At 72.4% G+C, this 25,166-nt stretch carries 16 protein-coding genes; 4 read left to right on the top strand and 12 right to left on the bottom strand.

Annotated elements, in window-relative coordinates; translation table 11 throughout:
• Positions 1 to 36: 36 nt before the first annotated feature.
• The 3 genes from IG98_RS0135875 to IG98_RS0135885 all read right to left on the bottom strand — a co-directional run bounded on the left by IG98_RS0135875 (position 37) and on the right by IG98_RS0135885 (position 6,230).
• Positions 37 to 867: an IclR family transcriptional regulator gene (locus tag IG98_RS0135875; RefSeq protein WP_051753380.1), complete on the bottom strand. Its 831-nt coding sequence runs from the start codon at positions 865 to 867 to the stop codon at positions 37 to 39.
• A 272-nt stretch (positions 868 to 1,139) separates the two neighbouring features.
• Positions 1,140 to 5,102 (bottom strand): AAA family ATPase, encoded by a 3,963-nt coding sequence (locus IG98_RS0135880; RefSeq protein ID WP_030922873.1) that lies wholly within the window; start codon positions 5,100 to 5,102, stop codon positions 1,140 to 1,142.
• Positions 5,103 to 6,230: an exonuclease SbcCD subunit D gene (locus IG98_RS0135885; protein ID WP_030922876.1), complete on the bottom strand. Its 1,128-nt coding sequence runs from the start codon at positions 6,228 to 6,230 to the stop codon at positions 5,103 to 5,105. It lies immediately after the preceding gene.
• A 141-nt stretch (positions 6,231 to 6,371) separates the two neighbouring features.
• Here IG98_RS0135885 and IG98_RS0135890 point away from each other — a divergent pair, with 141 nt between their 5' ends.
• Complete coding sequence (locus IG98_RS0135890; RefSeq protein WP_245651860.1) at positions 6,372 to 7,889, top strand: alpha/beta hydrolase family protein; 1,518 nt, start codon at positions 6,372 to 6,374, stop codon at positions 7,887 to 7,889.
• Between the two features lie 72 nt (positions 7,890 to 7,961).
• Here the strand turns inward: IG98_RS0135890 and IG98_RS0135895 are convergent, their stop codons facing one another.
• Entirely contained in the window at positions 7,962 to 8,843 is an 882-nt protein-coding gene (locus tag IG98_RS0135895) for an enoyl-CoA hydratase-related protein (RefSeq protein ID WP_030922883.1), read from the bottom strand.
• Positions 8,844 to 8,994: 151 nt separating this feature from the next.
• Here IG98_RS0135895 and IG98_RS0135900 point away from each other — a divergent pair, with 151 nt between their 5' ends.
• Positions 8,995 to 10,452 carry an LCP family protein gene (locus IG98_RS0135900; RefSeq protein ID WP_245651861.1) on the top strand — a complete coding sequence of 486 codons (1,458 nt, stop codon included), beginning with the start codon at positions 8,995 to 8,997 and terminating at the stop codon, positions 10,450 to 10,452.
• A 58-nt stretch (positions 10,453 to 10,510) separates the two neighbouring features.
• Here the strand turns inward: IG98_RS0135900 and IG98_RS0135905 are convergent, their stop codons facing one another.
• The 3 genes from IG98_RS0135905 to IG98_RS0135915 form a co-directional block, all read right to left on the bottom strand.
• A complete protein-coding gene (locus IG98_RS0135905; protein WP_030922889.1) occupies positions 10,511 to 11,524 on the bottom strand; it encodes an enolase C-terminal domain-like protein in 1,014 nt (337 codons plus the stop codon).
• 236 nt (positions 11,525 to 11,760) lie between these two features.
• Positions 11,761 to 13,131: an MFS transporter gene (locus IG98_RS0135910; RefSeq protein WP_037972162.1), complete on the bottom strand. Its 1,371-nt coding sequence runs from the start codon at positions 13,129 to 13,131 to the stop codon at positions 11,761 to 11,763.
• Positions 13,132 to 13,179: 48 nt separating this feature from the next.
• Positions 13,180 to 13,917, bottom strand: coding sequence for a TetR/AcrR family transcriptional regulator (locus tag IG98_RS0135915; protein WP_030922894.1), 738 nt, complete (start codon positions 13,915 to 13,917; stop codon positions 13,180 to 13,182).
• A gap of 151 nt (positions 13,918 to 14,068) precedes the next feature.
• Between IG98_RS0135915 and IG98_RS0135920 the strand changes: the two genes are divergently transcribed.
• Together IG98_RS0135920 and nhaA are read left to right on the top strand one after the other, a co-directional pair.
• Entirely contained in the window at positions 14,069 to 15,526 is a 1,458-nt protein-coding gene (locus IG98_RS0135920; RefSeq protein WP_030922897.1) for an MFS transporter, read from the top strand.
• A 165-nt stretch (positions 15,527 to 15,691) separates the two neighbouring features.
• Complete coding sequence (nhaA, locus tag IG98_RS0135925) at positions 15,692 to 17,002, top strand: Na+/H+ antiporter NhaA (protein ID WP_030922899.1); 1,311 nt, start codon at positions 15,692 to 15,694, stop codon at positions 17,000 to 17,002.
• A gap of 170 nt (positions 17,003 to 17,172) precedes the next feature.
• Here nhaA and IG98_RS0135930 read toward each other — a convergent pair whose 3' ends face one another.
• The 5 genes from IG98_RS0135930 to IG98_RS0135950 all read right to left on the bottom strand — a co-directional run bounded on the left by IG98_RS0135930 (position 17,173) and on the right by IG98_RS0135950 (position 24,989).
• Positions 17,173 to 18,333 (bottom strand): VWA domain-containing protein, encoded by a 1,161-nt coding sequence (locus IG98_RS0135930; protein WP_030922903.1) that lies wholly within the window; start codon positions 18,331 to 18,333, stop codon positions 17,173 to 17,175.
• A complete protein-coding gene (locus tag IG98_RS0135935) occupies positions 18,326 to 20,890 on the bottom strand; it encodes a DUF5682 family protein (RefSeq protein WP_030922905.1) in 2,565 nt (854 codons plus the stop codon). The genes IG98_RS0135930 and IG98_RS0135935 overlap by 8 nt, the downstream gene beginning before the upstream one ends.
• A 252-nt stretch (positions 20,891 to 21,142) precedes the next feature.
• Positions 21,143 to 22,210 carry an ATP-binding protein gene (locus tag IG98_RS0135940; protein WP_030922908.1) on the bottom strand — a complete coding sequence of 356 codons (1,068 nt, stop codon included), beginning with the start codon at positions 22,208 to 22,210 and terminating at the stop codon, positions 21,143 to 21,145.
• Positions 22,207 to 23,634: a DUF5691 domain-containing protein gene (locus tag IG98_RS0135945; RefSeq protein WP_030922909.1), complete on the bottom strand. Its 1,428-nt coding sequence runs from the start codon at positions 23,632 to 23,634 to the stop codon at positions 22,207 to 22,209. The genes IG98_RS0135940 and IG98_RS0135945 overlap by 4 nt, the downstream gene beginning before the upstream one ends.
• On the bottom strand, positions 23,631 to 24,989 hold the full coding sequence (locus tag IG98_RS0135950) for an SWIM zinc finger family protein (RefSeq protein WP_030922912.1): 1,359 nt from the start codon (positions 24,987 to 24,989) through the stop codon (positions 23,631 to 23,633). Before IG98_RS0135950 ends, IG98_RS0135945 begins: the two co-directional genes overlap by 4 nt.
• Between the last annotated feature and the right edge of the window lie 177 nt (positions 24,990 to 25,166).

Below are 25,166 nucleotides of genomic sequence, written 5' to 3' on the forward strand. Positions count from 1 at the left end.
GATGGTTGTGCTGATGTGTGAAGAATGTCTTCGCGCTCACGGGACGGACGTCGCGCGACGCCCGTCCCCCTCCGCCGTACGGCAGCCGAGGTCGGCCGAGATGTCGGCGGCGGTGGCGGCCGCCCACTCCCCGAGCGACTCGCTGCGGCAGCGGGTGAACATGTCCTGCGACCCGCACACCGACACCGAGCCGACGACCTGTCCGGTCGCGCCGTGGAAGGCCGCCGCCACACTCGCCGCCCCCGACTGCCGCTCACCGGAGCTGACCGCGTACCCGAGGGCGCGGATCCGGGCGATCTCCCCGCTCAGCTCGGCCGTGGAGGTGATCGTGGCGTCGGTGACGCTGTCAAGCCGGTGGTGGGCCACGTAGTCGGCCACCTCCGCGTCGGGCAGCGCCGCGAGGATCGCCTTGGAGGAGGACCCCGCGTGCAGCGGATGACTGGTGCCCAGCGCCACCGACATGCGGATCTCCTGGTCGGAGAGGACCTGATCGGCGTAGATCCGCGACCAGCCCTGGCGGAGCGACAGGGTCGTCGTCTCGCCGGTCCGTTCGGACAGCGCCACCAGATGGCGATGGGCGATAGCCGGCACGTCGAGCTCGCGCATGGCGGCCAGGCCGACGCTCAGCGCCCCGGGACCGAGGCGATAGAGCTTCCGCTCCTCGTCGAAGCTCAGGAACTGGCCGGTCACCAGCTCCCGCAGGATGCGGTGCGCCACGGCCTTGGGCAGTCCGGTGCGCCGGGCGATCGTCGAGACGCCCTGGGCCTGAGACGAACTGCCGATGACATCGATCACAGCGAGAACCCGTGCGATACCGGAACGGGCACGTCCGGGTTCCTGCTCCTCTTCGAGCTCCTCGGCGGTCACGGTTTCCTCGGCTGATCAGGGGGCGGGGGACCGTGACCGTGTGAGCCCGCAGGGATTCCATGATTCGGATTCCATCGGCGTTCCGGTCAGCGGTACGACGTTCAGCTGAACCGAACGGCGTGAAACGAATAGTAAGCAGCGGCACATGCGGAGTCAATGCGTGATCCGAAATGCCGGGCGGCTCTCCCGGCGCTCCGTTCCTTGGCGGAGGTCACGAACGCGCGAATCTCACCGCGCCGTCGACGGAAGCGCTACCGAGTAACCGGGGACGGTCACTGACGGACCGTCGAGCCCCGGCGCTCCTTGCGGATGTGCAGCTGGGCGGGGACCCGGGTGCGCAGCTCGGCGACGTGGCTGACGATGCCGACCGCGCGGCCGTTGTCACGCAGGCCGTCGAGGATGTCGAGCACCCCGTCGAGGGTGTCCTCGTCCAGGGTGCCGAAGCCCTCGTCGACGAAGAGCGTGCCGATGTCGACTCCGCCGGCCTCGGCGGTGACCACGTCGGCCAGGCCGAGGGCCAGGGCCAGGGAGGTGATGAAGCTCTCGCCACCCGACAGGGTCGCCGGGTCGCGGCCGACGCCGGTCCAGCTGTCCAGGATGTGCAGGCCGAGTCCGCCGCCGGACCTGCTCCGGTCGCCGGCGGAGCGGTCGCGGTTGTGCTCCAGCAGGTAGCGCCCGCCCGACATGTGGTCGAGCCGCTCGTTGGCCGAGGCGACCACCTGACTGAGGCGCTCACCGAGCACGTATGAGGAGAGCCGCATCCTCCACCGGTTGTCGGCGGAGTTCCCGCCGGTCAGGGCGGCGAGCCGGTCGGCCAGGCGGTGCTGCTCGTCGGCGGGCCGCCAGCGTTCCAGGCAGGCGGCCAGCTCGGTGCGGAGAGCGGCCAGCCGGGTCAGCCGGCCCTCGGCCTGGCTTCGCTCGGAGAGCAGGCGGGCATGGGCGGCGTCGGCCGCGTCCCGCGCCTCACGCAGGCTCGACAGGTCGGGTTCCGGCTCGGCGGCGGCGGTGACCAGCTCGGGGTCGGCGAGCATGGCGGCGACCGCGGCGCTCTCCGTGGCGAGCTCGTGGAGGCGGGCGGCCTTCTCCTCCCGCTCGGCGGGAGAGCGTACGGCCGCGCGGGCGTCGTCCAGCCCGAGGAAGCCCGCCTCGACGACGGCGCTCAGCGCCCGGTCGCGGGCGGTCACCAGCTCGGCGGCGCTGACCCGCTCGTCCCTGACCGCCTCGACGGCCTCCCTGAGCAGTTCCGCCTCGTCGGCCAGCCGGTCCAGCCTGGCGGTCAGTGTCGGGTCCTGGCCGCGCGCCTCGTCGATGCGCCCGGCCAGCCGCTCGGCGTCGGCGCCGAGCCTTTCGACGTCCGTACGGCGGGCCGCCAGGTCGACGGCGAGTTCGCGCGAGCGTTCCCGGAGCCGCTCGGACTCGGCGGCGATCACGGCCGCCTCCGCCGCCAGCGCCGGCTCGGCCTCGGCCGACTCCCGGAGCCCGGCCAGCACTCCCTCCGCCTTGGCGAGCTCGCCCGCGGCGTCGGGCACGGCCAGGTCGGTCCGGTCGCTCGCCTCCCGGTGGGCCGCGGCGACCTCGACGGCGTGGACGGCTGCGGCCAGGGCCGTGGAGAGACGCCCGGCCTCCGCCGCCAGACGGTCGCGGCGGGCCTGGACCGTGAGGTCGTCGCCCCGGGCCCGGTCCAGGCGGGCGGTCAGGCGCTCACGCTCGGCCCGCCATCCCGCCAGGCGGGCACGGCCTTCGGCGAGCCGCCGGGCGATCTCCTCGATCCGGGTTCTCGCGTCGTCCAGCTCGGCGGTGATCCGCTCCACCTCGGTGGCGAGGGCGTCCTCGGTGCTCGCCGTGGCGGTCAGTGCCTCCAGTTCCCGCTCGGCCCCGGCGAGGGTCTCCCCCGCCCGTTCCCCGGTCTCCTCCCCCGCGACGGTGCGGACCTCGCCGAGACGGGAGAGCAGCACCGTGACCGCGCTCTCCGCGTCCCGGCGCCGTTCCTGGGCCGCCTCGTAGGCGCCCTGGGCCGCGCGCTCGTCCTCGGCGGTGCGCGCCTCGTCCGCGGGGGCCGCCGGGGCGGGGTGGTCGGGCGAACCGCAGACCGCGCAGGGGTCGCCGGGGGCGAGCTTGGCGGCGAGCTCGGCGGCCATGCCCTCGATCCTGGACCGCTGGATGTCCTGGTAGCGGTCGCGGAGCGTCTGCGCGAGGTCGGTGGTCTCGACCTGGGCCGCGCGCGCGACCTCCAGCTCGGCGCTGAGCGCCTCGCGGCGCCGTACCGCGGCGAGCACCGCGGTGGCGGCCTCGGCACGCGCCCGCGCCGCCGGAAGTCCCGCCCCGGCGGCCCTGGCCTCGTTCAGCCGTGCGGTCGCCTCCGCCGCCTCGGCGGGCAGCGCCTGCCGGAGCTCGCGGACCTTGTCCTCCTGCCGGGCCGCCTCCGCGAGCTCGTCGTCGAGTACGGCGATCAGCCCGTCGAGTTCGGCCAGCCGCGCCTCCTCGACCCGCAGCCCTTCCAGTCCGGCCAGCTGTCGCCCGCACTCCCTCTCTCGGGCGGCGAGGAGCTCGCGGATCTCACCGGGCTCGACGGACAGGCCGGCGTCCTCACGACGGGTCCCGAGCACGTCATGGGCCTCACCCGGAGGCAGGTCACCGCTCACGGGAGTGGCGAAGGCGTCGCGGACCCCTGGCGGGAGAGCGGCAAGCCCGGTGGCGAGGTCGGCGCGGGCCGCGGCCAGGTCGGCGGCGAGGCGGTCGCGCCGCTCGGCCGCCCGGAGGCGGGTGGCGGCGCCCTCGACCGCCGACTCGGCGGCGGGGACGCGGGCGGCGTCCAGACGGGCGGCGGTGAGACGCTCGTCCACCTCCCGCCGGAGCTCGGGGATGACCTTCAGGCGGGAGTCGGCCATGGCCTGCGCGGCGGCCAGCTCGACGATCTCGCGAGCGGCCCTGTCCCGCTCCCTGACGATTCCCGCCAGGCGTGACTCCTCCGTGCGCAGCTCGCCCAGGCGAGTGATCTCGCTCCGGCGATCGCGTTCCAGCTCGACCAGGTGACCGAGAACGGCATGACGGCGGTCCGTGTCGGACTCCGCCCGATGCCGGGCGTCGTCGCAGAGCGCGTCGGCGCCCGTGCGGTCGCGGACGACGTCCCGGGTGGCATCGATGAGCGGGAGTGCGCGGGCGACGGCGTCGGCGGCCAGGCTTCGGGCCTTGGTCGCGGCCTCGGCGCGCTGCTCGGCGCCCTGGATCAGCGGCAGCACCCGGTCGGCGGCCGCCGCCTCCTCCAGGAGGGTCTCCAGGTCCGCGCGTTCCTCGGCGGTCTCCTCCAGCGCCCGGCTCCTGGTCAGCGCCTCGGCGTGACGGCGGCGTCGGTCGGCCAGCGCGGTGCCGCGTTCCAGGCTCTCACGCGCCTGCCGTACGGCGGCCTCGCTGCCAACGCCCACACCGCCCAGCCGGGTGACCTCCCGTGCCGCGAGTTCCTCGACCGCGTGGGCCCATCCCAGCGGGTCGTCCTCCACCGAGACCTCCACCGAGGTCTCCGCCGAGGTCTCCGCCGAGGTCTCTGTCAACGCGGCCGAGAGCGCGGACCCCGCGGCCTCCTCAAGGCGTTTCACCGCGAAGTCGACCTCCTTGCGGAGGGCCTGCTGCTCGCGGAACGCCTCGGTGCGCCGGTCGGCGAGCCAGGACTCGGCGGTGGCGTAGACCTTCACCGAGAAGAGGCGTTCCAGGACCTTGCGCCGGTCCTCCCCGTCCGCACGGAGAAACTTCGCGAAATCCCCCTGGGGCAACATCGCGACCTGGAGGAACTGCTCGGCGTTCATGCCGAGCAGGGTGCCGATGAACTCCCCCGCCTCGTCGACCCGGTTGGTCAGCCCCACCCACTCCCCCGAGGGAGCGAGTTCGGCGAGCAGTGCCTTCTCGTTCTCCCTGGTCGTGCCGGTGCCCCTGAGCTTGGGGCGCTGCCAGCCGGGCGACCGGGTGATCTTCAGTCGGCGCCCCCTGATCGTGACCTCCAGCGCCACGCTGGGCCCACGTCCCGAGGGCGCGTGGTCGCAGCGCAGGCTCTTGGCGCTGTCGCGCCTGCCCGGTACCCTGCCGTACAGGGCGTAGCAGAGCGCGTCGAGCACCGTGGTCTTGCCCGCCCCCGTGGGGCCGTGGATCAGGAAGAGCCCCGCCTCGGCGAGGGCGTCGAAGTCGACCTGCTCCTCACCGGGGAAGGAGCCGAAGGCGGTGATCCACAGACGGTGCGGGCGCATCTACGCCATCGCCTCCTTCGCGCGGGAGGCCTCGACGGCCCTCTGCAGCAGTTCGGTCTCGGCGGGGTCGGCGGCCTCGCCGCGCACCTCGCGGACGAAGTCGAGGGCGACCTCGATCTCGGGGCGCCCGGTCACCCTGGGCCGGGTGACGGTCTCACCGACCCCGCCCTCGGGTTCGAAGGACAGGGCGAGGGTGTGCGGGAAGCGGGACCTGAGCCGCTCCATCGCACCCTTGGGCCGGATCCGGTCGACGAGCGTCACCTGGAGCCAGTGGTCCTCGTAGCGGGCGTGCTCGGGTGCGGCCAGCAGGTCGTCGATGCGACCGGTGAGCCGGCCGACCGGCCTGGGCACCGGGGCCTCGGCGAACTCCGCGCGCTCGTACCCGCCGGGGCCGATGTCGACCAGCCAGGATCCCTTCACCTGGCCGGCCTCGGAGAAGGAGTAGGCGATCGGGGAACCGGAGTAGCGGACGGTCTCGCTCATCCGCTGACGACCGTGCAGGTGGCCGAGCGCCACGTAGTCGACACCGTCGAAGGCGGACACCGGGACGTGCGCGACTCCTCCCACGCTGATGTCGCGCTCGCTGTCACTGCCCCGCCCCCCGGTCACGAACGCGTGGGCGAGGACCACCGACCGGGGTCCGCGCCGGGTGAGGTCGGCGCGGATCAGGGACATGGCGTGCCCGATCGCGGCGGTGTGGGTGCGCTCGGGCAGCTCCCAGGGGGCGCGCACCAGCTCGGGCTCCAGGTAGGGGATGCCGTAGAAGGCGACGTCGTCGACGACGACCGGCTCGCCGACCCGCTCGGGGTCGGTGCGCAGGTGGACGCCCGCCGCGTCGATGAGGTGCGCGCCGAAGCCGAGGCGGCGCGCCGAGTCGTGGTTACCGCTGATCAGCACGGTGCGCGCCCCGGTGTCGACCAGCCGCCGCAGCGCCTGGTTGCACAACTCGACCGCGTCGACCGAGGGCAGCGCCCGGTCGTAGACGTCACCGGAGACCGCGACCACGTCGATCCGCTCCGATCTGACGGTCTCGATCAGGTGGTCGACGAAGGCACCCTGGGCGGCCAGGAGACTCTCCCGGTGGAACGAGCGGCCCAGGTGCCAGTCCGATGTGTGCAGCACCCGCATGTCGCACGAAGCTAACAGGACTCAGCGACAAATGTGGCCACTCACATCACTCGCATCGCCCGTTCCGCTCAGGGTTTTCGTCCATGGGTACGCTTGAAGATCAGAGGGAACGATACCGGGAAACGACGATCACGGAGGCGAGTGACGATCGGGGATCGGATCGGCAACCAGGCCGGCCGTGGCGTTCTGAGCGTCGCCTCCGGCCTGATTCTCGTGGTTCTCGCGACGGTGGGCTACACCCTGCCGCCGCCGTTCGACCCGACCCCGCTCCGCGCCGACCCGGTCTTCCAGACCCTTCCTCCCCAGCCGCTGGACGAGGTCAGGCCGGTCGCCGCGACCAGGCAGATCACCACGCAGGACGTCACCGTCACGGCCGAGGACGGTATCCCCCTCCAGGCGACGATCCGCGCGCCGGTAGCCCCCGGGCGCCACCCGGCGCTGGTCTTCGTGCAGGGGGCCGGGCCCGGGGTCAGGGGAGAGTTCACGACCCAGGCCGAGTGGCTGGCCAGGGCCGGGATCGTCACCCTCGTCTACGACAAGCGGGCCGTGGGCTACGACTTCCGCAGCCGTGACTTCGGCCTGCTCGCCCGCGACGCCCTGCTCGTTCTGGAGGAGTTGCTCGTCCGCGACGACGTCGACCCGGCCAGAGCGGGACTCTGGGGGGTGAGCGAGGGCAGCTGGGTGGTACCCATCGCCGCCACCAGGAGCAGCGCCGTCGGGTTCACCGTGCTGGTGTCGGCCCCCAACGTCTCCCCCATGCGACAGGTGACCTGGGCGCTGGGCGAGCAGCTCGAACGGCTGTACGCGCCCAGAGGGGTACGCGAGCTGCTCACCCGCGCCATGGGCGCCGTGGACATGAACTTCCTGCGCTACGACGGTCTGCCCGCGCTGCGCGGGATGCGGCAGCCGGTCCTGGCCCTGTACGGCACGCGTGACCCCTCGATCCCGTTCGTGGAGAGCAGCATGGCGTTGACCGGCGCGCTCGCCGAGGGCGGTAACAGCGACTACACCATCCGCTACCTCGACCGCGCCGACCACGGCATGCGCGTGCACGGCGGCCCGTTCGCCCCCGGCTACCTGCAGACGCTGGCCAACTGGGTCCTGGGCCTGCCCGGCACGGCCAGGCCCGCGGTGCGCATCGCCGGTGCCACGCCGATCCAGCGCCTGGAGGCCAGCGACGTTCCCGCGGCTCCCTGGTACGCCGGGGGGACCGTCATCGGGCTGACGCTCTGCCTGGCCGCGGTCGGCTACGTGGTCGGCCCGGTGGCCGAGATGGTGGTGCGGCTCCGCGGCCGGTCACCCGCTGCGGAGACCAACGCCCGGATCTGGCCGCCGGTCCGGCGGCGGTTACGCCGGATGGCGTGGACCGGGGCCGGGCTGCTCGTCTCGGTGGTGGCGTTCATCACGCTGCTCGTGCTGTTCTCGGTCAACCAGGCCGGGGCGTGGCCCGCGGTGCTCACCGGGTGGCTGGTCATCAGGATCCTGGCGCTGCTGATGCTGCTGCAGGAGGTCACCGGCGTGGCGGCCGTCGCCGCGGGGTTGCGGGAGGGCTGGGAGCCCTCACGCCCGCAGAGTTTCGCGATCGCCGGGGTGCTCGGCGGCACCGCCCTGCTCCTGGTGGCCGCGGCCTACTACGGCCTGTTCGCCTTCCCCTGGTGATGTCCTGCCGGCGGGTTCCCGTTCCCCCCACGCCGCCTCCCGCATCCTGACCTGACGGCGAGGCCCGGAAGGTCAGCGAGGTTCGTAAGGGTTGTCCGGCCAGGAGGGGACCGCGGCGGAGAGGTCGTGGGAGACCTTCATCGGGAACTTCGCCGGCCGCTTCTCCAGGAAGGCCGTGACGCCCTCGACGCTGTCGGGCGCGGAGCCGAAGTCGCGCATCAGCATCGAGTCGGCTCGGTGGGCCTCCCAGGGGGAGGCGGCCGACAGGCCCGACCACATGAGCCGCCGGATCGCGGCGACCGAGACGGCGGAGGTGTTGTCGGCGATCTCGCGGGCCAGCGCGTGGGCGGCGGGGAGCAGCTCGCCGGGGGCGACGACCTTGGAGACCAGACGCCCCTGGAGCGCCTCGGCGGCAGGGAAGACCCTGCCGGTGACGGCCCATTCCATGGCCTGGGAGATGCCGACGAGCCGGGGCAGGAACCAACTGGAGGCGGCCTCGGTCACGATGCCACGCCGGGCGAAGACGAAGCCGAACCTGGCGGTGTCGGAGGCGAGCCTGATGTCCATCGGGAGCGTCATCGTCACCCCGACGCCCACGGCGGGACCGTTGATCGCGGCGATGACCGGCTTGAGCGACCTGGCGATCCGGAGCGCGACCGTGCCGCCGCCGTCGCGGGGCGAGCCGTCGACGGTGTCCTCACCGCCGAACATCTCCTCGCTCCTGTCGTGGTTGAAGGTGTCACCGCCACCCCCGAGGTCCGCGCCCGCGCAGAAGGCGCGGCCCCGGCCGGTGACGATCACGACGCGCACCTCGTCGTCGGCGTCGGCCAGGTCGAAGGCGTCGATCAGCTCGCGGCGCATCGTGTAGGTGAAGGCGTTGAGGCGGTGCGGACGGTCGAGGGTGATGGTGGCGATGCCGTCAGCCACGCCGTACTCGATCTCGGTGAAAACCATGACCGAATCTTATTCCAGTCAAAATCACAGGATAAAGCCTTGCCGACTTCCCGAGTTGTTCACCGACTTGTCGCCCGCGACCTGGTTTCGCCCCCCTACCATCTCCCTGCAGCGGTCAAGCCCGAGTCAGGCGCGAGGAAACGGGGAGCAATTGCGGGACAGATCAAAGCCGCCCGGCGTCGGTGCGGTCATCGGCTGGACGGCGCTGGCCGCCATCGCCCCGGGCGCCGCGCATCTGCGCGCCGGATGGCGAAGGACCGGACTGGCGCTGCTGTGCGCGTACGCGGCGCTGCTGCTGCCCCTGCTCTGGATCGCGCTCGCCTCCGACCTCGGTGACCTCGCCGGGCGGTTGGTCTCCTCCTCCTGGCTGACCGGCGTCACGGTGGCCTCGCTGGCGCTCGGCGTCGCCTGGTTCGTCCTGGTCGTGCACTCGTTCGTGGTGATGAACCCCGGCACGCTGCCCGGCGCCGGGCAGGCGGTCGCCGGGGTTCTGGCGGGAACGCTCGCGGTGACCGTACTGCTGCCGTTCGGCCTCCTCGGACAGTACGCGGCGGTCTCGCAGTCGGCACTGGACGACGTCTTCACTGCCCCGTCCACCTCACGCCCCACCGGCGGCGGGGGTGGAGAGGACGACCCGTGGGCGGGCCGCGACCGGGTGAACATCCTGCTGCTCGGCGGGGACGCCGACACCCACCGGGTGGGCGTGCGGACCGACAGCGTCAACGTGGCCAGCATAGATGTCAAAACCGGCAACACCGTGCTGCTGAGCCTGCCGCGCAACCTGGAGAACATCCGCTTCGTCCCCGGCTCCCCCATGGCGAGGCGCTTTCCCGACGGATTCAGGCTCCCGGCCAATCCGGACGGCTCGCGCGAGGACCTGCTCTTCGCCGTCTGGGAGTACGCCGACGCGCACCCGGAGATCTTCGGGGGCCGCGGGAAGCAGGGAGCGAAGACGCTCATCGACACGGTCGGCTACACACTGGGCCTGAAGATCGACTGGTATGCCCTGGCCAACATGTGGGGCTTCGCCCGGCTGATCGACGCGATCGGCGGCGTGACGGTGACCGTGCCCCAGGACGTGGTCTTCGGCAAGTACGACGAGGGCCTGGTCAAGGCGGGTACCCGCAGGCTGCGCGGCGCCGACGCGATGTGGTTCGCCCGCTCGCGCACCAACAGCGACGACTACACCCGGATGGGGCGCCAGCGGTGCGTGCTGGGCGCCCTGCTCTCCCAGGCGGACCCGGCGACCGTGCTGTCGCGGTTCAACCAGGTCGCGCTGGCCACCAAGGAACTGCTGCGGACCGACATCCCGCGCCCGATGCTGGAGCACCTGGTCCCGCTGGCGCTGAAGGTCAAGAACGCGAAGGTGACCAGCGTCCAGTTCGTCCCGCCGCTGATCAACACCGGCTACCCCGACTGGAGCAGGATCCGCACGATCACCGCGAAGGCCCTGCACTCCTCGGCCGTCATCAGGCGTCCCCTCACCGCCACCGCGCCCCCCACGTCCACCCCTCGGGCCACGACCTCCCGCACGCCCCTCCCCAGGGCGAGCAGCACGGCGAAGCCGGACCCGACCGCTCCCAAGGGCATCGCCGAAGGCTGCGGCTGAGCGGGGCCGTACTACCTGAATGCGGGCCGGTGCTCCAGCCTTCAGAGTGGGGAGCGCGTCAAGCCGAGTACGACTCCTTGGCCAAGCGGCGGACACGGGCCTCGTCGATGCGGTGGCCCAGGCCCGGCTGGGTGAGTGGCACGGCCACCACGCCGCCGGAGGCGCCGACCGGCGGGTCGACGATCTGCGCGCTGCGCGGCGGTTCGGCCACGTCGCAGGGCAGGGTGCAGCCGGGCAGGCTGGCGGCGGCGACGGTGGCCGCGCGGGCCAGCCCGGTGCCCCGGCCTCCGGCGCAGGCGATATCCCATCCGGCGCGCATCGCACGGTCGTGCACCCGCCGTACCTCGCGCAGGGAGCCCAGGGCCGACGGGCGGAGCAGCAGCGCCCTGCCCGCCCCCGCGGCGATCGCCTCGTCCAGCTCCGCGGCCGAGGCGACCTCGAGCAGGACCGGGGCGGCGACGCGCTGCTGCAGGTCGGCGTGGTCGGCCAGACCGGCGGGACCGGCGAAGGGACGTTCGATGGCGGAGAGCGTGTAGGCGTCCAGCGCCTCAAGGGCGGCGACGTCGCGGTAGGCGCCGCGGGCGTCCACGCTGATGCCCAGCACGGGGTACGCCTGGCGGACGGCGCGCAGCGGCTCGATGTCCCAGCCGGGGTGGACATCCAGGGTGACGTGGGCGTACCCGGCGCAGACGTGCCGGTTCACCCGGGCGACCAGGCTCTCCAGGTTGCGGTCGGCGCCGATCCTGACGGTAGCCGTGAGGGAGGTACGGGTACCGCCCAGCGCGTGGGCCAGCGGCACTCCGCGCATCCTCGCCCACAGGTCCCAGCAGGCCATGTCGGCGGCGGATCCACCGGGGACGGCGCCGAGCTCGTCGGGGTGCTCCCAGTCGACGCCGATCAGCGCCTGCGCGAGCCCCTCCTCCAACGCGACCCAGGTCTTGGGGTCGGCGTCGACGACCTCGCCCCACCCGGTCATGCCCCCGTAGTCGGTGATCCGGACGAGGATACTCTCCGGCCGCCTGCCGTACGGCAGCACCAGCCGGAACACCTCAAGCTCGCGGACACGCGGCATGACCCCCCCTTGACCTCTCCGAACCCGGAGAATTCAAGCTCCTAAAACACGAATCCCGCCCGAGGGCGGGACTTCTCTCAACACCACCGGGAACGGCGTTCTTCCATGGTGCCACGGCGGCCCGCGAATGCCCCCTGCTTGCGAGGGTGGGATTAGGTCAGGTTTTTTACGATATTTCTGGCGCTTTCGGTGCGGAGAGAACTCAGGTCGGGTACGGAGGCAGACCCAGGAGGAGCTCAGCCCCGGACAGGGGCGTCGGCTCTGACCCGGGCGCCGACCAGGGCTCCGGTGGTCGCCATCAACGCCGCCAGCCCGAAACAGAGCAGGTAGGCGACGGCCGAGGCACCCAGTGCCGCCAGGAGCGCGCCGGCGACCGCGACGGAGACGACCGTGTACACCGACTCCGCGACCCCCAGTGACGCGCTGTTCTCCCCCTCCTCCCCCGGGGGTGACAGCTCCAGGACGAGCACCGACAACGTCGGGTACACGATGCCCATGCCGAGCCCCAGGACGATCTCCCCGAGGAACGCGGCGGCGACCGGGACGACGGCGAAGACGGTCAGGCCCATCAGCACGAGTCCCACGGCGATCAGCACCGAACCGCAGCACAGCACCAGGACCCGGTCGAAACTCCGGCGACCCACCACCCACGAGCCGAACGACCAGCTCAGCGCGCCACCGGTGAGGGTGAGCCCGGCCATGGTCAGCGACAGGCCACGCTCCTCGTTGAGCATCAGCGGCAGGAACGCCTCCCCGCCGATGGCCGCGCCCGCCGCGATGCCCCGCAGTGAGATCACCGAGGGCAGGCCCCTGGCCGCGCGCAGGGTTCCCTCAGGGAGCAGCCGGGGCAGCGCCGCGACCAGCGTGGCCAGCCCGACGACCAGCAGGACGAACCCGGCGCCGCGCGCCGCGCCCCCGTACTGCATCAGTGCCGCGCCGACCGCGACGAGCACCGCCCAGCCCAGCCGTCGCGCGATCGAGGAGCGCGGGCCGGTCCGCGGCCGGTCCGACATGGGCGCGGCGGCCAGCCCTCGCCAGAGCAGCAGCGCCGCGGGGAGGAGGAGCACCGTCACGCCGATGAAGACCCAGCGCCAGCTCGCGTGCTCCACCACGAGGCCGGTGATCACCGGCCCCACCATGGAGGGCACCACCCAGGCCGTCGCGAAGATCGAGAACACCCGGGGGTGCGTCTCGGCCGGGTAGACCCGCGAGACCAGCACGTACATCGCGACCTGGAAGACGCCTCCGCCGAAGCCCTGCACGAAACGGCCCACGACGAACACGTCCATCGTCAGCGCCGTCCCGGCCACGACCAGCCCCGTGGCGAAAAGCGCCACGCCGACCCAGAGCGGCGCCACCGGCCCCCTGACGTCGCCCCAGCGCCCGCCCAGCACCGTCGCGATCACTCCGGCCGCCATCGCCCCGCTGAACGCCAGCCCGTACAGCGCGTGACCGTCCAGCTCGTCGGCCACGACCGGCATGGCGGTGGCCACCGCCAGGTACTCGAAGGCGACCAGGGAGATGAGTGCCACCAGCCCGACGGTCAGGGCACGGTGCCGCGCGGCGAATATCCCGACGGCCTGCTTTTCGCCCGTGATGGTAATCATGGGCCGACGGTACGCCCGGCGCCTCACCCCCGGCATCGGGCCTCCGGGTCAGTCCTTGGTCGTAGGACCGGCCTCCCGGATGTGCGAGACCAGCCCCCTCAGCAGCAGGTCGAGCCCGAACTCGAACCGCTCCGTGCCGTTGGCGTCCATCAGGTCGTCGATCCGGGCGACGAGGTTGGGGAACCGGTCGACGGGCAGGCCACGGTAGAACGTGGCGATCTGGCCGAAGAACTCGCTCATGAACTCCCCCAGCTCCTTGCCGCTGCCGCGCTGCCGGCTGACGTAGAGAGAGCCCTCGTAGGCGTCCGAGCAGACGTACAGGCCGAGACGGTCGATCATCATGGCGGCGGACTTGGGCGGCACCCCGCCCGCGAGCATGATGGCCAGCTGTCCCTCGGCCACCCGCAGCCCGTTGGGACCGGTCGGGATGGTGGCCAGGCCGACCCTGGCAATGTCGGCGTGGGCCCTGAACACCAGAAAGGCCTGCATGATCAGCTCCCTGATCTGCTCAAGCCAGCGCTCGGGATCAGGCTCGGGCACCCGGATCTCACTCATGACCTCGTCATAGATCAGCTCAAGCAGTTCCTCCTTGTTCGCCACATGGGCGTAGAGCGAGGCGGGGCCGGTGTCGAGTGCTTGGGCGACGCGGCGCATGCTCAGCGCGTCCAGGCCCTCGGCGTCGATGAGGCGCAGCCCGGTGGCGACGATGAGATCCCTGCTCAGGACGGTTCTCGGGGCACTCGCCTTGCGGGTCTTGCGCCACGGCGGGGCGGGGATCTGGGTCACCCGCCGATCCTATACCGCAACGAATCGCGTTCACGAACACCGTACTTAGCGCGAACAATGTACTTGACACGAACAGTGTTCGCCCATAAAACCATGTTCGTATAAAACGAACAGCGTTCGTCGATCATTCGACCTCCGATCGGAGCCCCCCATGACCCACACGGTCGAGACCGGCCCCTCACCCGTCGGCGCGGAGCCGTACCGGTGGCGCTGGGTCGCCCTCTGCGTGGTCCTCACCGCCGAGGTGATGGACCTGATGGACGCGATGATCACAACCATCGCGGCGCCGTCCATCCAGAAGGATCTGGACGGGTCGTCGAGCATGATCCAGTGGCTCAGTGCCGGATACACCATGGCGATGGCCGTGGGTCTCATCACCGGAGGCCGTCTTGGCGACCTCTACGGACGCAGGCGCATGTTCACCATCGGCGCGCTCGGCTTCACCCTGTGCTCGCTGCTCTGCGGACTGGCCGTCTCACCGGAGATGCTGATCGTCGCGCGGGTGCTGCAGGGCCTGGCCGGCGCGGTGATGGTGCCGCAGGGCCTCGGCGTGATCAGGGAGGTCTTCCCGCCCAAGGAGCTGGCCGCCGCGTTCGGCGCGTTCGGCCCGGTCATAGCGTTGTCCACGGTCGCCGGACCGGTCCTGTCGGGCTGGCTCGTCGACGGCGACTTCTTCGGTACCGGATGGCGCATGATCTTTCTGATCAACCTGCCGGTCGGCCTGTTCGCCCTGCTCGGCGGGCTACGCTACCTGCCCGCGTCACAGCCCTCAGGCGCCTCACGGCTGGATCTGACCGGGATGGGGCTCGTCTCGGCCGCCTCATTCCTCCTGGTCTTCCCTCTGGTCCAAGGGCGCGACCTCGACTGGCCCGGGTGGACCTTCGTGATGATGGCCGTCTCGATCCCGGTTTTCGCCCTCTTCTGCCTCCACCAGTCCCGCAAGGAGCGCGCCGGCGGCGCCCCGCTGGTCGTGATGAGCCTGTTCCGCAAGCGCGCCTTCGCCGGCGGCCTGGTCACCGGCCTCGTCTTCTTCACCGGGATGGTCGGCTTCTCCCTGGTGTTCGGGCTCTACACCCAGATCGCCCTGGGCTACGGCCCGCTGAAGGCCGGCCTCGCCGGCCTGCCGAACGCCATCGGCACGCTGGTCGGATTCATTCTCGTCAACGCCTCCGGGCTGGCCCGGAGGGTGGGCCGCAGACTGATCCACATCGGCACGGTAGTGATGGCCGGGGGCGTCGCGGGGGTCGCCCTCACCCTGAACGTCGCGGGCATGGGCGTCACGCCCTGGCAGCTCGCCCCCGCCCTGCTGGTCACCGGTATCGGGATGAGCCTGATCATGGCGCCGTTCTTCGACATCGTGCTGGCCGGGGTGGAGCCTCACGAGACCGGCTCGGCCTCCGGGACCCTCACCGCCATCCAGCAACTCGGCGGCACGCTGGGCGCGGCCGCGATCGGGACGCTCTTCTTCGACCTGCTCAAGCGGAACTGGAGCTTCGAGGACTCGATGCTCCTGACGATCTGGGTCGCGGTGGGCCTGCTCGTCGCCACCTTCGCGGCCGTCTTCCTGCTCCCCCTGCGCGCCCGGGACGAGCAGGACACCGCGCACTGACCCGCGCACTGACCCGCGCCCGTTCCCGTGACCCGCCGATGTGCCACGGGATCGGGTGGCGGCACCCTCGCGGGGAGAACCGACCTCCCCATGGGTACAGTGGCCGGTGGTGCGCCGGGAAGTCTGGTCGGCAGTGGCCGACCCGACCCCGAAAACGGAGCACCGATGACCGAGACCCCACCTGGCACGTCCCGCCTGCTCGGCCTGGGCTCGTGGCCCGAGGCCCGCCGCATCGCCGGCATCCTCCGCGAGGAGACCGTCGGCGGGGCGCTGCTGCTGGCCGGTGCGATGGCCGCCATGATATGGGCGAACTCCCCGTGGTCAGGAACCTACGAGGCGCTGCGCGCCTTCAGGATCGGCCCCGCGGCCCTGCATCTGGATCTGAGCCTGGCGAGCTGGGCCGCCGACGGGTTGCTGGCGATCTTCTTCTTCGTGGCCGGCCTGGAGCTGAAACGCGAGTTCGTCGCCGGTGACCTGCGCCAGGTGCGGCGGGCCGCGGTGCCGGTCGCGGCCGCGCTCGGCGGAGTGATCGTCCCGGCCGTGCTGTACCTGCTGTTCACCCTGGACGCCGACGCCGGTGCCGCGAAGGGCTGGGCGATCCCGACCGCCACCGACATCGCGTTCGCCCTGGCGGTGCTCGCGGTCATCGGCCGGTATCTCCCCACCGCGCTGCGTACCTTCCTGCTCACCCTGGCCGTGGTCGACGACCTGGTGGCCATCATCATCATCGCCGTCTTCTACACCGAGCACCTGTCGGTGCTGCCGCTGCTGGGCGCGCTGGTACCGCTGGCGATCTTCGCCCTACTGGTGCAGCGCCGAGTACGGTCCTGGTGGCTGCTGCTGCCGCTGGCCGCGGTCACCTGGGCGCTGATGCACGCCTCGGGCGTGCACGCCACCGTCGCGGGTGTGCTGCTGGCCTTCACCGTGCCGGTTCTTCGCAGCGAAGGCGCCGGCGGTCCGGAGGCCGGGCCCGGCCTGGCCGAGCACTTCGAGCACCGCCTGCGGCCGCTCTCGGCGGGGGTGGCCGTGCCGGTGTTCGCGTTCATGTCCGCCGGGGTGGCCATCGGTGGTCTGAGCGGCCTGGCCGACGCCCTGAGCGACCCGGTCGCGGTGGGCGTCGTCGTGGGCCTCGTGGTGGGCAAGCCCATTGGGATCATGCTCGCGACCTGGCTGGTGGCCCGCTTCACCCATGCCCGGCTGGACGAGGGCCTGGCCTGGGTGGATGTGGCCGGGCTGGCCGTGCTGGCCGGTATCGGGTTCACCGTCTCCCTGCTCATCGGGGAGCTGGCCTTCGGGCTCGGCAGCGAGCGCGACGCCTACGTCAAGGTGGCGGTCCTGTCCGGCTCCCTGATCGCGGCGCTGGCGGCGACGGTGATCCTGCGGCTGCGCAACCGCGTCTACCGGCGCATCCACGAGGCGGAGACCGCCGACCTCGACCACGACGGCATCCCGGATGTTTACCAGGAGCGTTCCTGAGGGGCCGGGAAGCCTGCCGATCCCCTCGACGTGTCGTCGAGAGGCCACCGGGCGAAGAATCGTCCGAGACGACGGCTGATCCGTCGGTGGGTGCCGGGCCGCCGCGTTCGGCCCCTGACGTCCTGGAGAAGGTGGGCCCCCGCGGCCTTGCCTCCTTCACCAGGACGGGATCAGGTGGCGGTGCGCTCCAGTCGGCGCTCGGCCCACTGGCCGATGTCGCGGCGCTCGATCGCCGCGGCCATCAGGTCGGGGAAGGCGTCGGGGGTGCAGGCGAAGGCGGGCACCCCCATGGCAGCGAGCGCCGCGGCGTTGTCGTGGTCGTAGAAGGGCGCGCCCTCGTCGGAGAGCGCGAGCAGCACGATCACCTGGACGCCCGCCGCGGTCATCTGGGCGACCCTGCGGAGCATCTCCTGCCGCACACCGCCCTCGTAGAGGTCGCTGATCAGAATGAAGATCGAGTCGTTGGGGCGGGTGATGAGGCCCTGGCAGTAGGCGATGGCCCGGTTGATGTCGGTGCCGCCGCCGAGCTGGGTGCCGAACAGCAGCTCGACCGGGTCGTGGAGCTGGTCGGTGAGGTCGACGACCGCCGTGTCGAAGACGACCAGCGAGGTCCTCAGCGAGCGCATCGAGGCGAGCACCGCGCCGAACACACTGGAGTAGACGACGGAGGCGGCCATCGATCCGCTCTGGTCGATGCAGAGCACCACCTCTCGCTGGACCGCCCGCTGCCTCCTGCCGTATCCGATCAGCCTGGACGGGATCACGATGTTGCGCTCCGGCAGGTAGTTCCTCAGGTTGGCACGGATCGTTCGGTCCCAGTCGATGTCGGCGACCCGCCTGGGCCGGTGGGTCCTGGCCGAGCGGTCCAGGGCGCCGGTCACGGCGGCCTTCGTCTTCTGAACCAGCCGCCGCTCCAACTCGGAGACGACCTTGCCGACCAGCGCCCTGGCCGACTCCCGTGCCTTCTCGGGCATCACCCGGTTGAGCGACAGCAGGGTGCCGACCATGTGCACGTCCGGCTCGACGGCATCCAGCATCTCCGGCTCCATCAGCAGCCGGGTCAGGTTCAGCCGCTCGACGGCGTCCTTCTGCATGACCTGGACGACGGTCGAGGGGAAGTAGGACCGGATGTCGCCCAGCCAGCGCGCCACCCGGGGCGCGGAGGCGCCCAGGCCACCGCTCCGCTCGGCCGCTCCCGCACCGGCGCTGGCGCCGTCGTACAGCGCGGCCAGTGCCCCGTCCATCTGGGCGTCGATGCCGGCGAGCGAGCACCCGGTGCCGTCGGCGTCACCGCCCAGGACCATCCGCCAGCGGCGCAACCGCTCATCCATCGCTGCTCCCCGTCCTTCCCAGAATCGCCAGCACGGTCCGCACGGCCGCCGCCGCGCGTTCCTCGTCGAACTCCTCCGCGTCCGGTGCCCGATCCGCGCCGCCAGAGCCGAGAGAGCGGACGCGCGAGCCGATCGAGCGCCGCTCGGGGGCGGCGAAGGCGCCGAACGTCCTGCGGAGCAGGGGCAGCACGTCGACGAAGGTCTCCGGGGCGAGGCCGGTGAGCCACTCGTCGACCAGCCCGAGCAGCCGGGAGTCGTGGACGAGCAGCAACCCGCCCCCGGAAAGGAACCCCTCGATCCAGGACGCCGCCCTGGCCGGCGGGTGCCCCGCCGACATCGCCAGCGACATCCGGCGGCCCGCCTCGGCCGTGTCGAGGTCGGCCGCGTCCAGCAGGATCCTGGTGAGCCGGCCCTCGATGAGCCCGTGCAGGTCGCCGCGGCCACAAACCCCGCGCAACGCCACCAGCCACCGTCCCTGCGGAGACTCCTCCTCAGGGCGGACAGCGCCTCCCGAGGATCCGGTGCTCCTCGTCTCCTTCGCACCCTCCGGACCGTCCAGGCCCACGGAGCCGGCGGACGCGCCCGGATCACCCTGAGCCCCCGTCTCCCGTGAACCACCGAAGACGTCAGGACCGGTGGGCACGGCTTCGAGCAGGGAGACGGCGGTGTGGACGGCGTCGATGTGACGGATCAGGTCACGGGCGGCGTCGTCGTCGAGGCCGGTGACGGCGCCACCGAGTCCGACGCAGATCCTGGTGAGCATGGCCCCGACGATGGTGGCCAGGCCGGTGGCGGGGGTGCCGCGCACATCGCCGTATCGCTGGGCGCGGACCATCGCCGGGAGCGCCGCCATCAGGTGCGTGACGTCGCCGTCGAGCGCGGCCCGCGCCGACAGGGCGTCGAGCACGTGCGGCAGCGCCTCCGGCAGATCTGCGAGCAGGCAGTGCTCCACCAGGCCGGTGAGCCCGGCCAGCGTGACGCCTCCGGACGCCCCGCCGCCGGGCGGTCCCCCGGTCCCGGCCGCACCGCCTCCCCGGCCCGGCATCCCCGAGCCGGAGTTCCCGCCGGACACCCCGCCCCCGTCGGCGAGGTCGCGGACGCGGGCGGCGGCCGCCGCCGGGACGGTCGTTCCCCAGGAACTCGCCTCGATCAGGTCGATGTCGAACTCGGGCCGCCAGGCGAGCGACCACGACTCGCGGAAGGTGCCCTTGCTCCGGCTCTCCTGGGGAGTGCCCCAGGAGACGCCGAGCAGGCGGAGCCTGTGCAGCAGCCTGCTGCGCTCCAGGTCGAGGGGTTTGCGCAGGTCGAGGTCGTACTCACGATCGAGCGCCTCGGGCTTGAGCCTCACCCGTCGCTGTTCCTCGCGCAGATGGCGCTGGAGGGGGACCATCGGGGTGCTGTCCGGCACCTGGCCGAGCCGCTCCCCCACGACCATGCGCCGCTGGATCAGCTCCACCGGCAGGTCGTCGCCCTCGCACAGCACCGCCCTGACCGCCTCGGTGACCTCCGCCAGCCCGGCCAGGGGCCGCCCCCTGAGCACGGCCAGGCTCTCGGCGAGCCGGACCGCCTCGATGACGTGGGCGGAGGAGACCGGCAGGTCCTCCTCGCGGAGCACTCCGGCCGCCCCGGTCAGCCACCGCTCGACGGGGCGGTCCGGGGAGGCGAACAGATGGTGGTACCAGCCGGGGGAGGTCACACCCGCGCCGTACCCGCTCCAGGAGGCCAGCCGGCCGTACGTCCACGGCACCCAGGTGATCTCGGCCCTGACCTTGGGCAGCCCTCTGAGCAGCGCGTCGTCGGCCTTCACGGTGGGCAGCCCGGCTCCCCAGGGCGCTCCCTCACCCGCCGTGCCCGCCAGTGCGGGGACGTGCCAGGCCCCGCAGACCACGGCGATCCGCTCGAAGCCGTCCCGGATCGCCCTGCGGATCGTGCGCCGCATGAAGGCCTCGCGCCGCGCCTCGTACCCGTCGGCGACGTGTCCCTCGCGGACCGCCTCCACCGCCTGGGCGATCATGTGGAACGGGGTGTCGCCACGATGCTCGACGGCGTCCTCCCACCACCGCTCCGGGTCGTCGTATCCGGCGGCTCGGGCGAGGGCTCCGATCGGATCGACCTGTACGGCCTCCGGAATGGCTTCGCCTTTCCCGTCGTCATCCGCCGTTTCACGATGAAGGCCGGAAACACCGGTGTCCGGCTCCGCTCCGGGCCGCGGCTCGGCGTCGCCGGTCGCGCCGGGGCGGGAGGCGAGGCTGTGCGCGGCCGGCAGGTCGCAGAAGCGGACCGGGATGCCCGCCCCGACGGCGTGGCGGAGCGCCTGCCACTCGGGGGAGAACACCGCGAACGGCCAGAACGCGGCGGTGGACGGCTCGCCCGGCACGTGAGCGAGGAGCGCCACCGGCGGCCGGAGGTCGGGGTCACCGGCCAGTTCGACCAGCTCATCCGCCTCGGGTGGGCCCTCGATGAGCACGATGTCCGGCTTGAGGCGGTCAAGCTCGTCGCACAGGGACCGCGCCGACCCGGGTCCGTGGTGCCGGATCCCCAGCACGGAGACGCTCATCGTTTCCCCCTGACCGGTGAGGAAGCCGGCTCACCGACCGGCGGCACCGGCGGCGTGACGCGGTGGCGACCGCGCGGGGTGGCCGCGGGTGTGCCACCCGATACGAGACCGAGGCCAGGTGGGGAAGCCGGCTCACCGACCGGCGGCATGGCGCGATGGCGACCGCGCGACCTGATCACCGGTGTGCCACCCGGTCCGGGGCCGGCGCCCGGGACGGAGATCGGGAGCGGTCCCCTCCCGGGGGTCATCGCCTCAGCCCGCGTCACGGCAGGCCCGGTAGAAGTCGCGCCAGTCCTGGCGCTCGCGCACCACGGTCTCCAGGTACTCGCGCCAGACGACGCGGTCGGAGACCGGGTCCTGGATCACCGCGCCGGCGATCCCCGCGGCCACGTCGGAGGGGCGGAGCACCCCGTCTCCGAAGTGCGCGGCCAGCGCGATGCCGTTGGTGAGGACGGAGATGGCCTCGGCGGTGCTGAGCGTGCCGCTGGGGGACTTGACCTTGGTGCGGCCGTCCTCGGTGACGCCGGCGCGCAGCTCCCGGAAGACCGTGACGACGCGGCGGATCTCCTCCAGCCCGGTGAGGGTCTCGGGCAGTTCCAGGGAGCGGCCGAGCTGGCCGACCCTGCGGGAGACGATGTCCACCTCCTCCTCGGCGGTGGCGGGCACCGGCAGCACGACCGTGTTGAACCGGCGGCGCAGTGCGCTCGACAGGTCGTTGACACCGCGGTCACGGTCGTTGGCGGTGGCGATGATGTTGAAACCTCGCTCGGCCTGCACCTCCCGGTTGAGCTCGGGAATCGGCAGCGTCTTCTCCGACAGCACGGTGATCAGCGCGTCCTGGACATCGGAGGGCATCCGGGTCAGCTCCTCCACCCGGGCCAGCCGCCCCTCGGCCATCGCCCGCATCACCGGGCTCGGCGTGAGCGCCTCCATGGACGGCCCCTCGGCCAGCAGCCTGGCGTAGTTCCAGCCGTAGCGGATGGCCTCCTCCGCGGTGCCCGCCGTACCCTGCACGAGGAGTGTGGAGTCACCGCTGATCGCGGCGGCCAGATGCTCCGAGAGCCAGGTCTTGGCGGTGCCGGGCACGCCGAGCAGCAGCAGCGCGCGGTCGGTGGCGAGCGTCGCCACGGCCACCTCGACGATGCGCCGCGGCCCGATGTACTTGGGGGTGATCTGGTCGCCGTCACCGAGGATGTAGGTGGTCACCGCCCAGGGCGACAGTTTCCAGCCCGGCGGACGGACCCGGTCGTCGCCCTTGGCCAGGACCGCCAACTCCTCGGCGTACTGGTCTTCGGCGTGGGCCCGCAGAACCGTTGTCACTGTGTGAGCTCCTTCAACATGTCGTCACGGAAACGCAGGAGGGCGGCGACCTCCTGGATGGGCGGCTCCAGGGAAAGCCGGCCGGCCATGTCGTGCAGTGCCGGATCGATGCGCTCACCGGCGAGCTTGGTCAGCTCGCCGAGATTCCACGGCTGGGTGCCGGCCACATCGATGATCTTCTGGAGGACCGCCGTGGCCAGGGCCGGCCCCCACGGGGCCGCGGCCCCACCGAGAACCATGATCAGTTGGCCGTCCAGACCGTGCCGCCGTACGAAGTCGGCCGCGACGATCTCCTGCCTGTCGCGGGGCAGCGCGGCCAGCAGGTCGGCGATCGGGTCCCAGGCGAAAAGCTCCAGCGCCCACTCCGGGTCCCCCTGGAGCACGGCGGCCCTGACCCAACCGGCCATGACCTCGCGATGCCAGTCGACGATCTTCATTCGGACCAGTTCCCCGGGCGGCCGGCCGAGCAGCCGGGGCCAGACGCCGAGCGGGGTGCGGGCCACGGCCTGCTGCAGCCACCAGCCCCGCTCGCCGGTCCCCCGGGGCGCCTTCGCCCGGATGCCGTCGCGCTCCATGGCGCTGTCGCAGGCCACCGGCGGGTCGACGTGGATCTCACCTCCCACGACGGTGACATACCGGGCGACGCGCTCTGCCATGCGCAGGGCCAGGCGCGATCCGGGGAGCCGGGTGAGCAGGTCGGCCGCCTGGTGACGGACCTCGCGGCGGCGGTCGTCGAGCGCGGCCTCCAGGAACGGCTCGTCCTCGAGCGACAACCCCGTGGTGAGAGCCTCCAGGAACGCCGCCCTGTCGTCGGGCCCCTCCTTCTCCCAGGTGGCGGCGAGCAGTTCCCTGGCCCTCGCCGGATCGGCCGCCCGCAGCTCGCCCAGATGGACGCGGCGGTCACCCGAGGTGCCGAACTCCCAGACCTGCGAGGTCGGCCCAGAGTCGGTCGCAGGGCCGGTCACGGCCACTCCCGTGACCTCCTCAAGCAGGAAACCCCACGCCGGGTTCAGTCCCGCCAGCCAGCGTCCCCGGTTGCCCGCCAGGACGCCGAGGTACGGCCGGATCGACCTGTCCCTGACCGCGTGGTCGAGAAGCTCGGGCAGCAGGTGGGGCGAGAGACGGTGTCCACGTCCGGCCGCGATCTCCAGCCATTCGGTGAGCAGTCTCGGCTGCTCACCACCGAGAACCCGGGCAAGCCGGTCGCCCGCGGCGCGCGAGACCTCCGGCTGCTCCTCGGGCGCCGCGAGACTCGGCGGCTCGCCCGGGGCGACCGGCCGCCGCCCCGCGCGCATCCGCAGCGTGTGCACGGCCGCGCGCCCGAGCAGCTCGACCTCGCTCGCCCCTTCTCCTGGCAGCGGGCGCCGGTCGGTCCCGACGAGCGCGGTGGACACCAGTTCCTCCCAGTCCGCGGAGGCGTTCACAGGGCGATCACCCGGCCTTTCTCATCCCAGGTCGTGAGGGGGCGCAGGCCCCTCGGGGTCCATTCGGCGGCGACGGTCAGCGGGTGGCCGCCCGAGGTGGCGACCAGCCGCCACGGGGTTCCCGCGGACGGGTGGAGCGGCAGCCCGCCGGAGGGCCCGGCCAGGAGCCGCGAACCGCTCCCCGCCGGGGTCACCCCCTCCAGCACGAGCGGCCAGGAGTCGAGCCAGGGATCGCCCGCCAGAGCCTCGGCCACCTCGTCCAGTGCCCGCTCGATGCTCTGGCCGGGCGGCGGACCGGCCGGGGCGGCGTCGTGCCGGGCGGCGACCACCGCGCGCAGCGGAGTCGAGCCGGGGTAGAACGCCAGGTCGGCGTCCATGGTCGTGCCGGTGACGAGTGAGGCGTCGAGAGCCTGTCCGACCGGCGCGAACGAGAGCACCAGCGCCGCCCTGCCCGTCTGGCGCCCGCGCAGCCAGACCCGGCGCGCGATCAGCCGGTCGTGCTCCTCGTCACGCCGTCCCAGCACGTCCCACAGGTCGCGGACGACCTCCCCGGCGAGCGCCTCCTCCTTCGTCACCGAGAAACCGACCCGGTCGCGCACCCTTTCCCGGAGCCTCGCGGGCCCGGCCTCCGGCACACCCCCCGGACCGTCACCGGCTCCGGCAGGCGAGGAGGCCGGAGCCGCGAGGTTGCGGTGGGCCACGCAGAGCAGGTGCAGCAGCGCGTACTCGCTGAGCAGGCGGGCGGGCCAGTCATCGCCGTCCAGCACGGCGGGCAGACGCGACAGCGAGCCCGCGACAGCGGGCGCCTGGGCGTCGATCAGGCGCTTGACCAGGTCGTCCCACTGGTCGTGGCGCCGTGACCCGGCGAGACCCTGCCTGACCTGGTCGGCGAGCCAGCGCTCCAGATCCGACAGACCGGCACTCACACGCTGCTCGCGCAGCGCGGCCCGGCGACCGTCGGCGAAAGGCGCCTCGGCAGACCTGACGGCGCGGGTCGCCCCGGCCTCCGCCGTCCTGGCCGCGCGGTCGCGCCGTCCGTCGAGCCACTCACCCACCCAGTCGGCGACCTCCTCCGCGACGGGGACACCGTCGGCCGACCACAGGAGCAGCAGTCCCAGAGCGTGCTTGCACGGAAACTTCCTGCTGGGGCAGGTGCACCGGTAGGCGGGCTCGGACAGGTCGACGCAGGCCCGGTAGGGCTTGGAGCCGCTGCCCGCGCACTCACCCCACACCGCGTCGGCGGTGACTCCGGTCCCCGACCACTTTCCGGGGGAGGAAATTGTCCCGGCCGCTTTCTGGGACGAGGCGTCGGGCGCGAGCGCCAGCACCTGATCCCGGTTCCACCGTTCGATCACGGACCGAACCTAGCCAACCCCTCCGACAAATCCGGACCGTCCACCCCGCAGGGCGATCTCCGTCCCCACGGTGACTCCCGCACCGATCGGCGACCCTCGTCGCGCCCCGTACGCGCGCGCTCGCGCGCCCGCCCCACCGATCGTCCAGACGGCTTCCGCCGCGGAGACGCCCGTACC

It is taken from the genome of Streptosporangium amethystogenes, from assembly GCF_000721075.1.
In the GTDB taxonomy this organism is placed as follows: domain Bacteria; phylum Actinomycetota; class Actinomycetes; order Streptosporangiales; family Streptosporangiaceae; genus Streptosporangium; species Streptosporangium amethystogenes.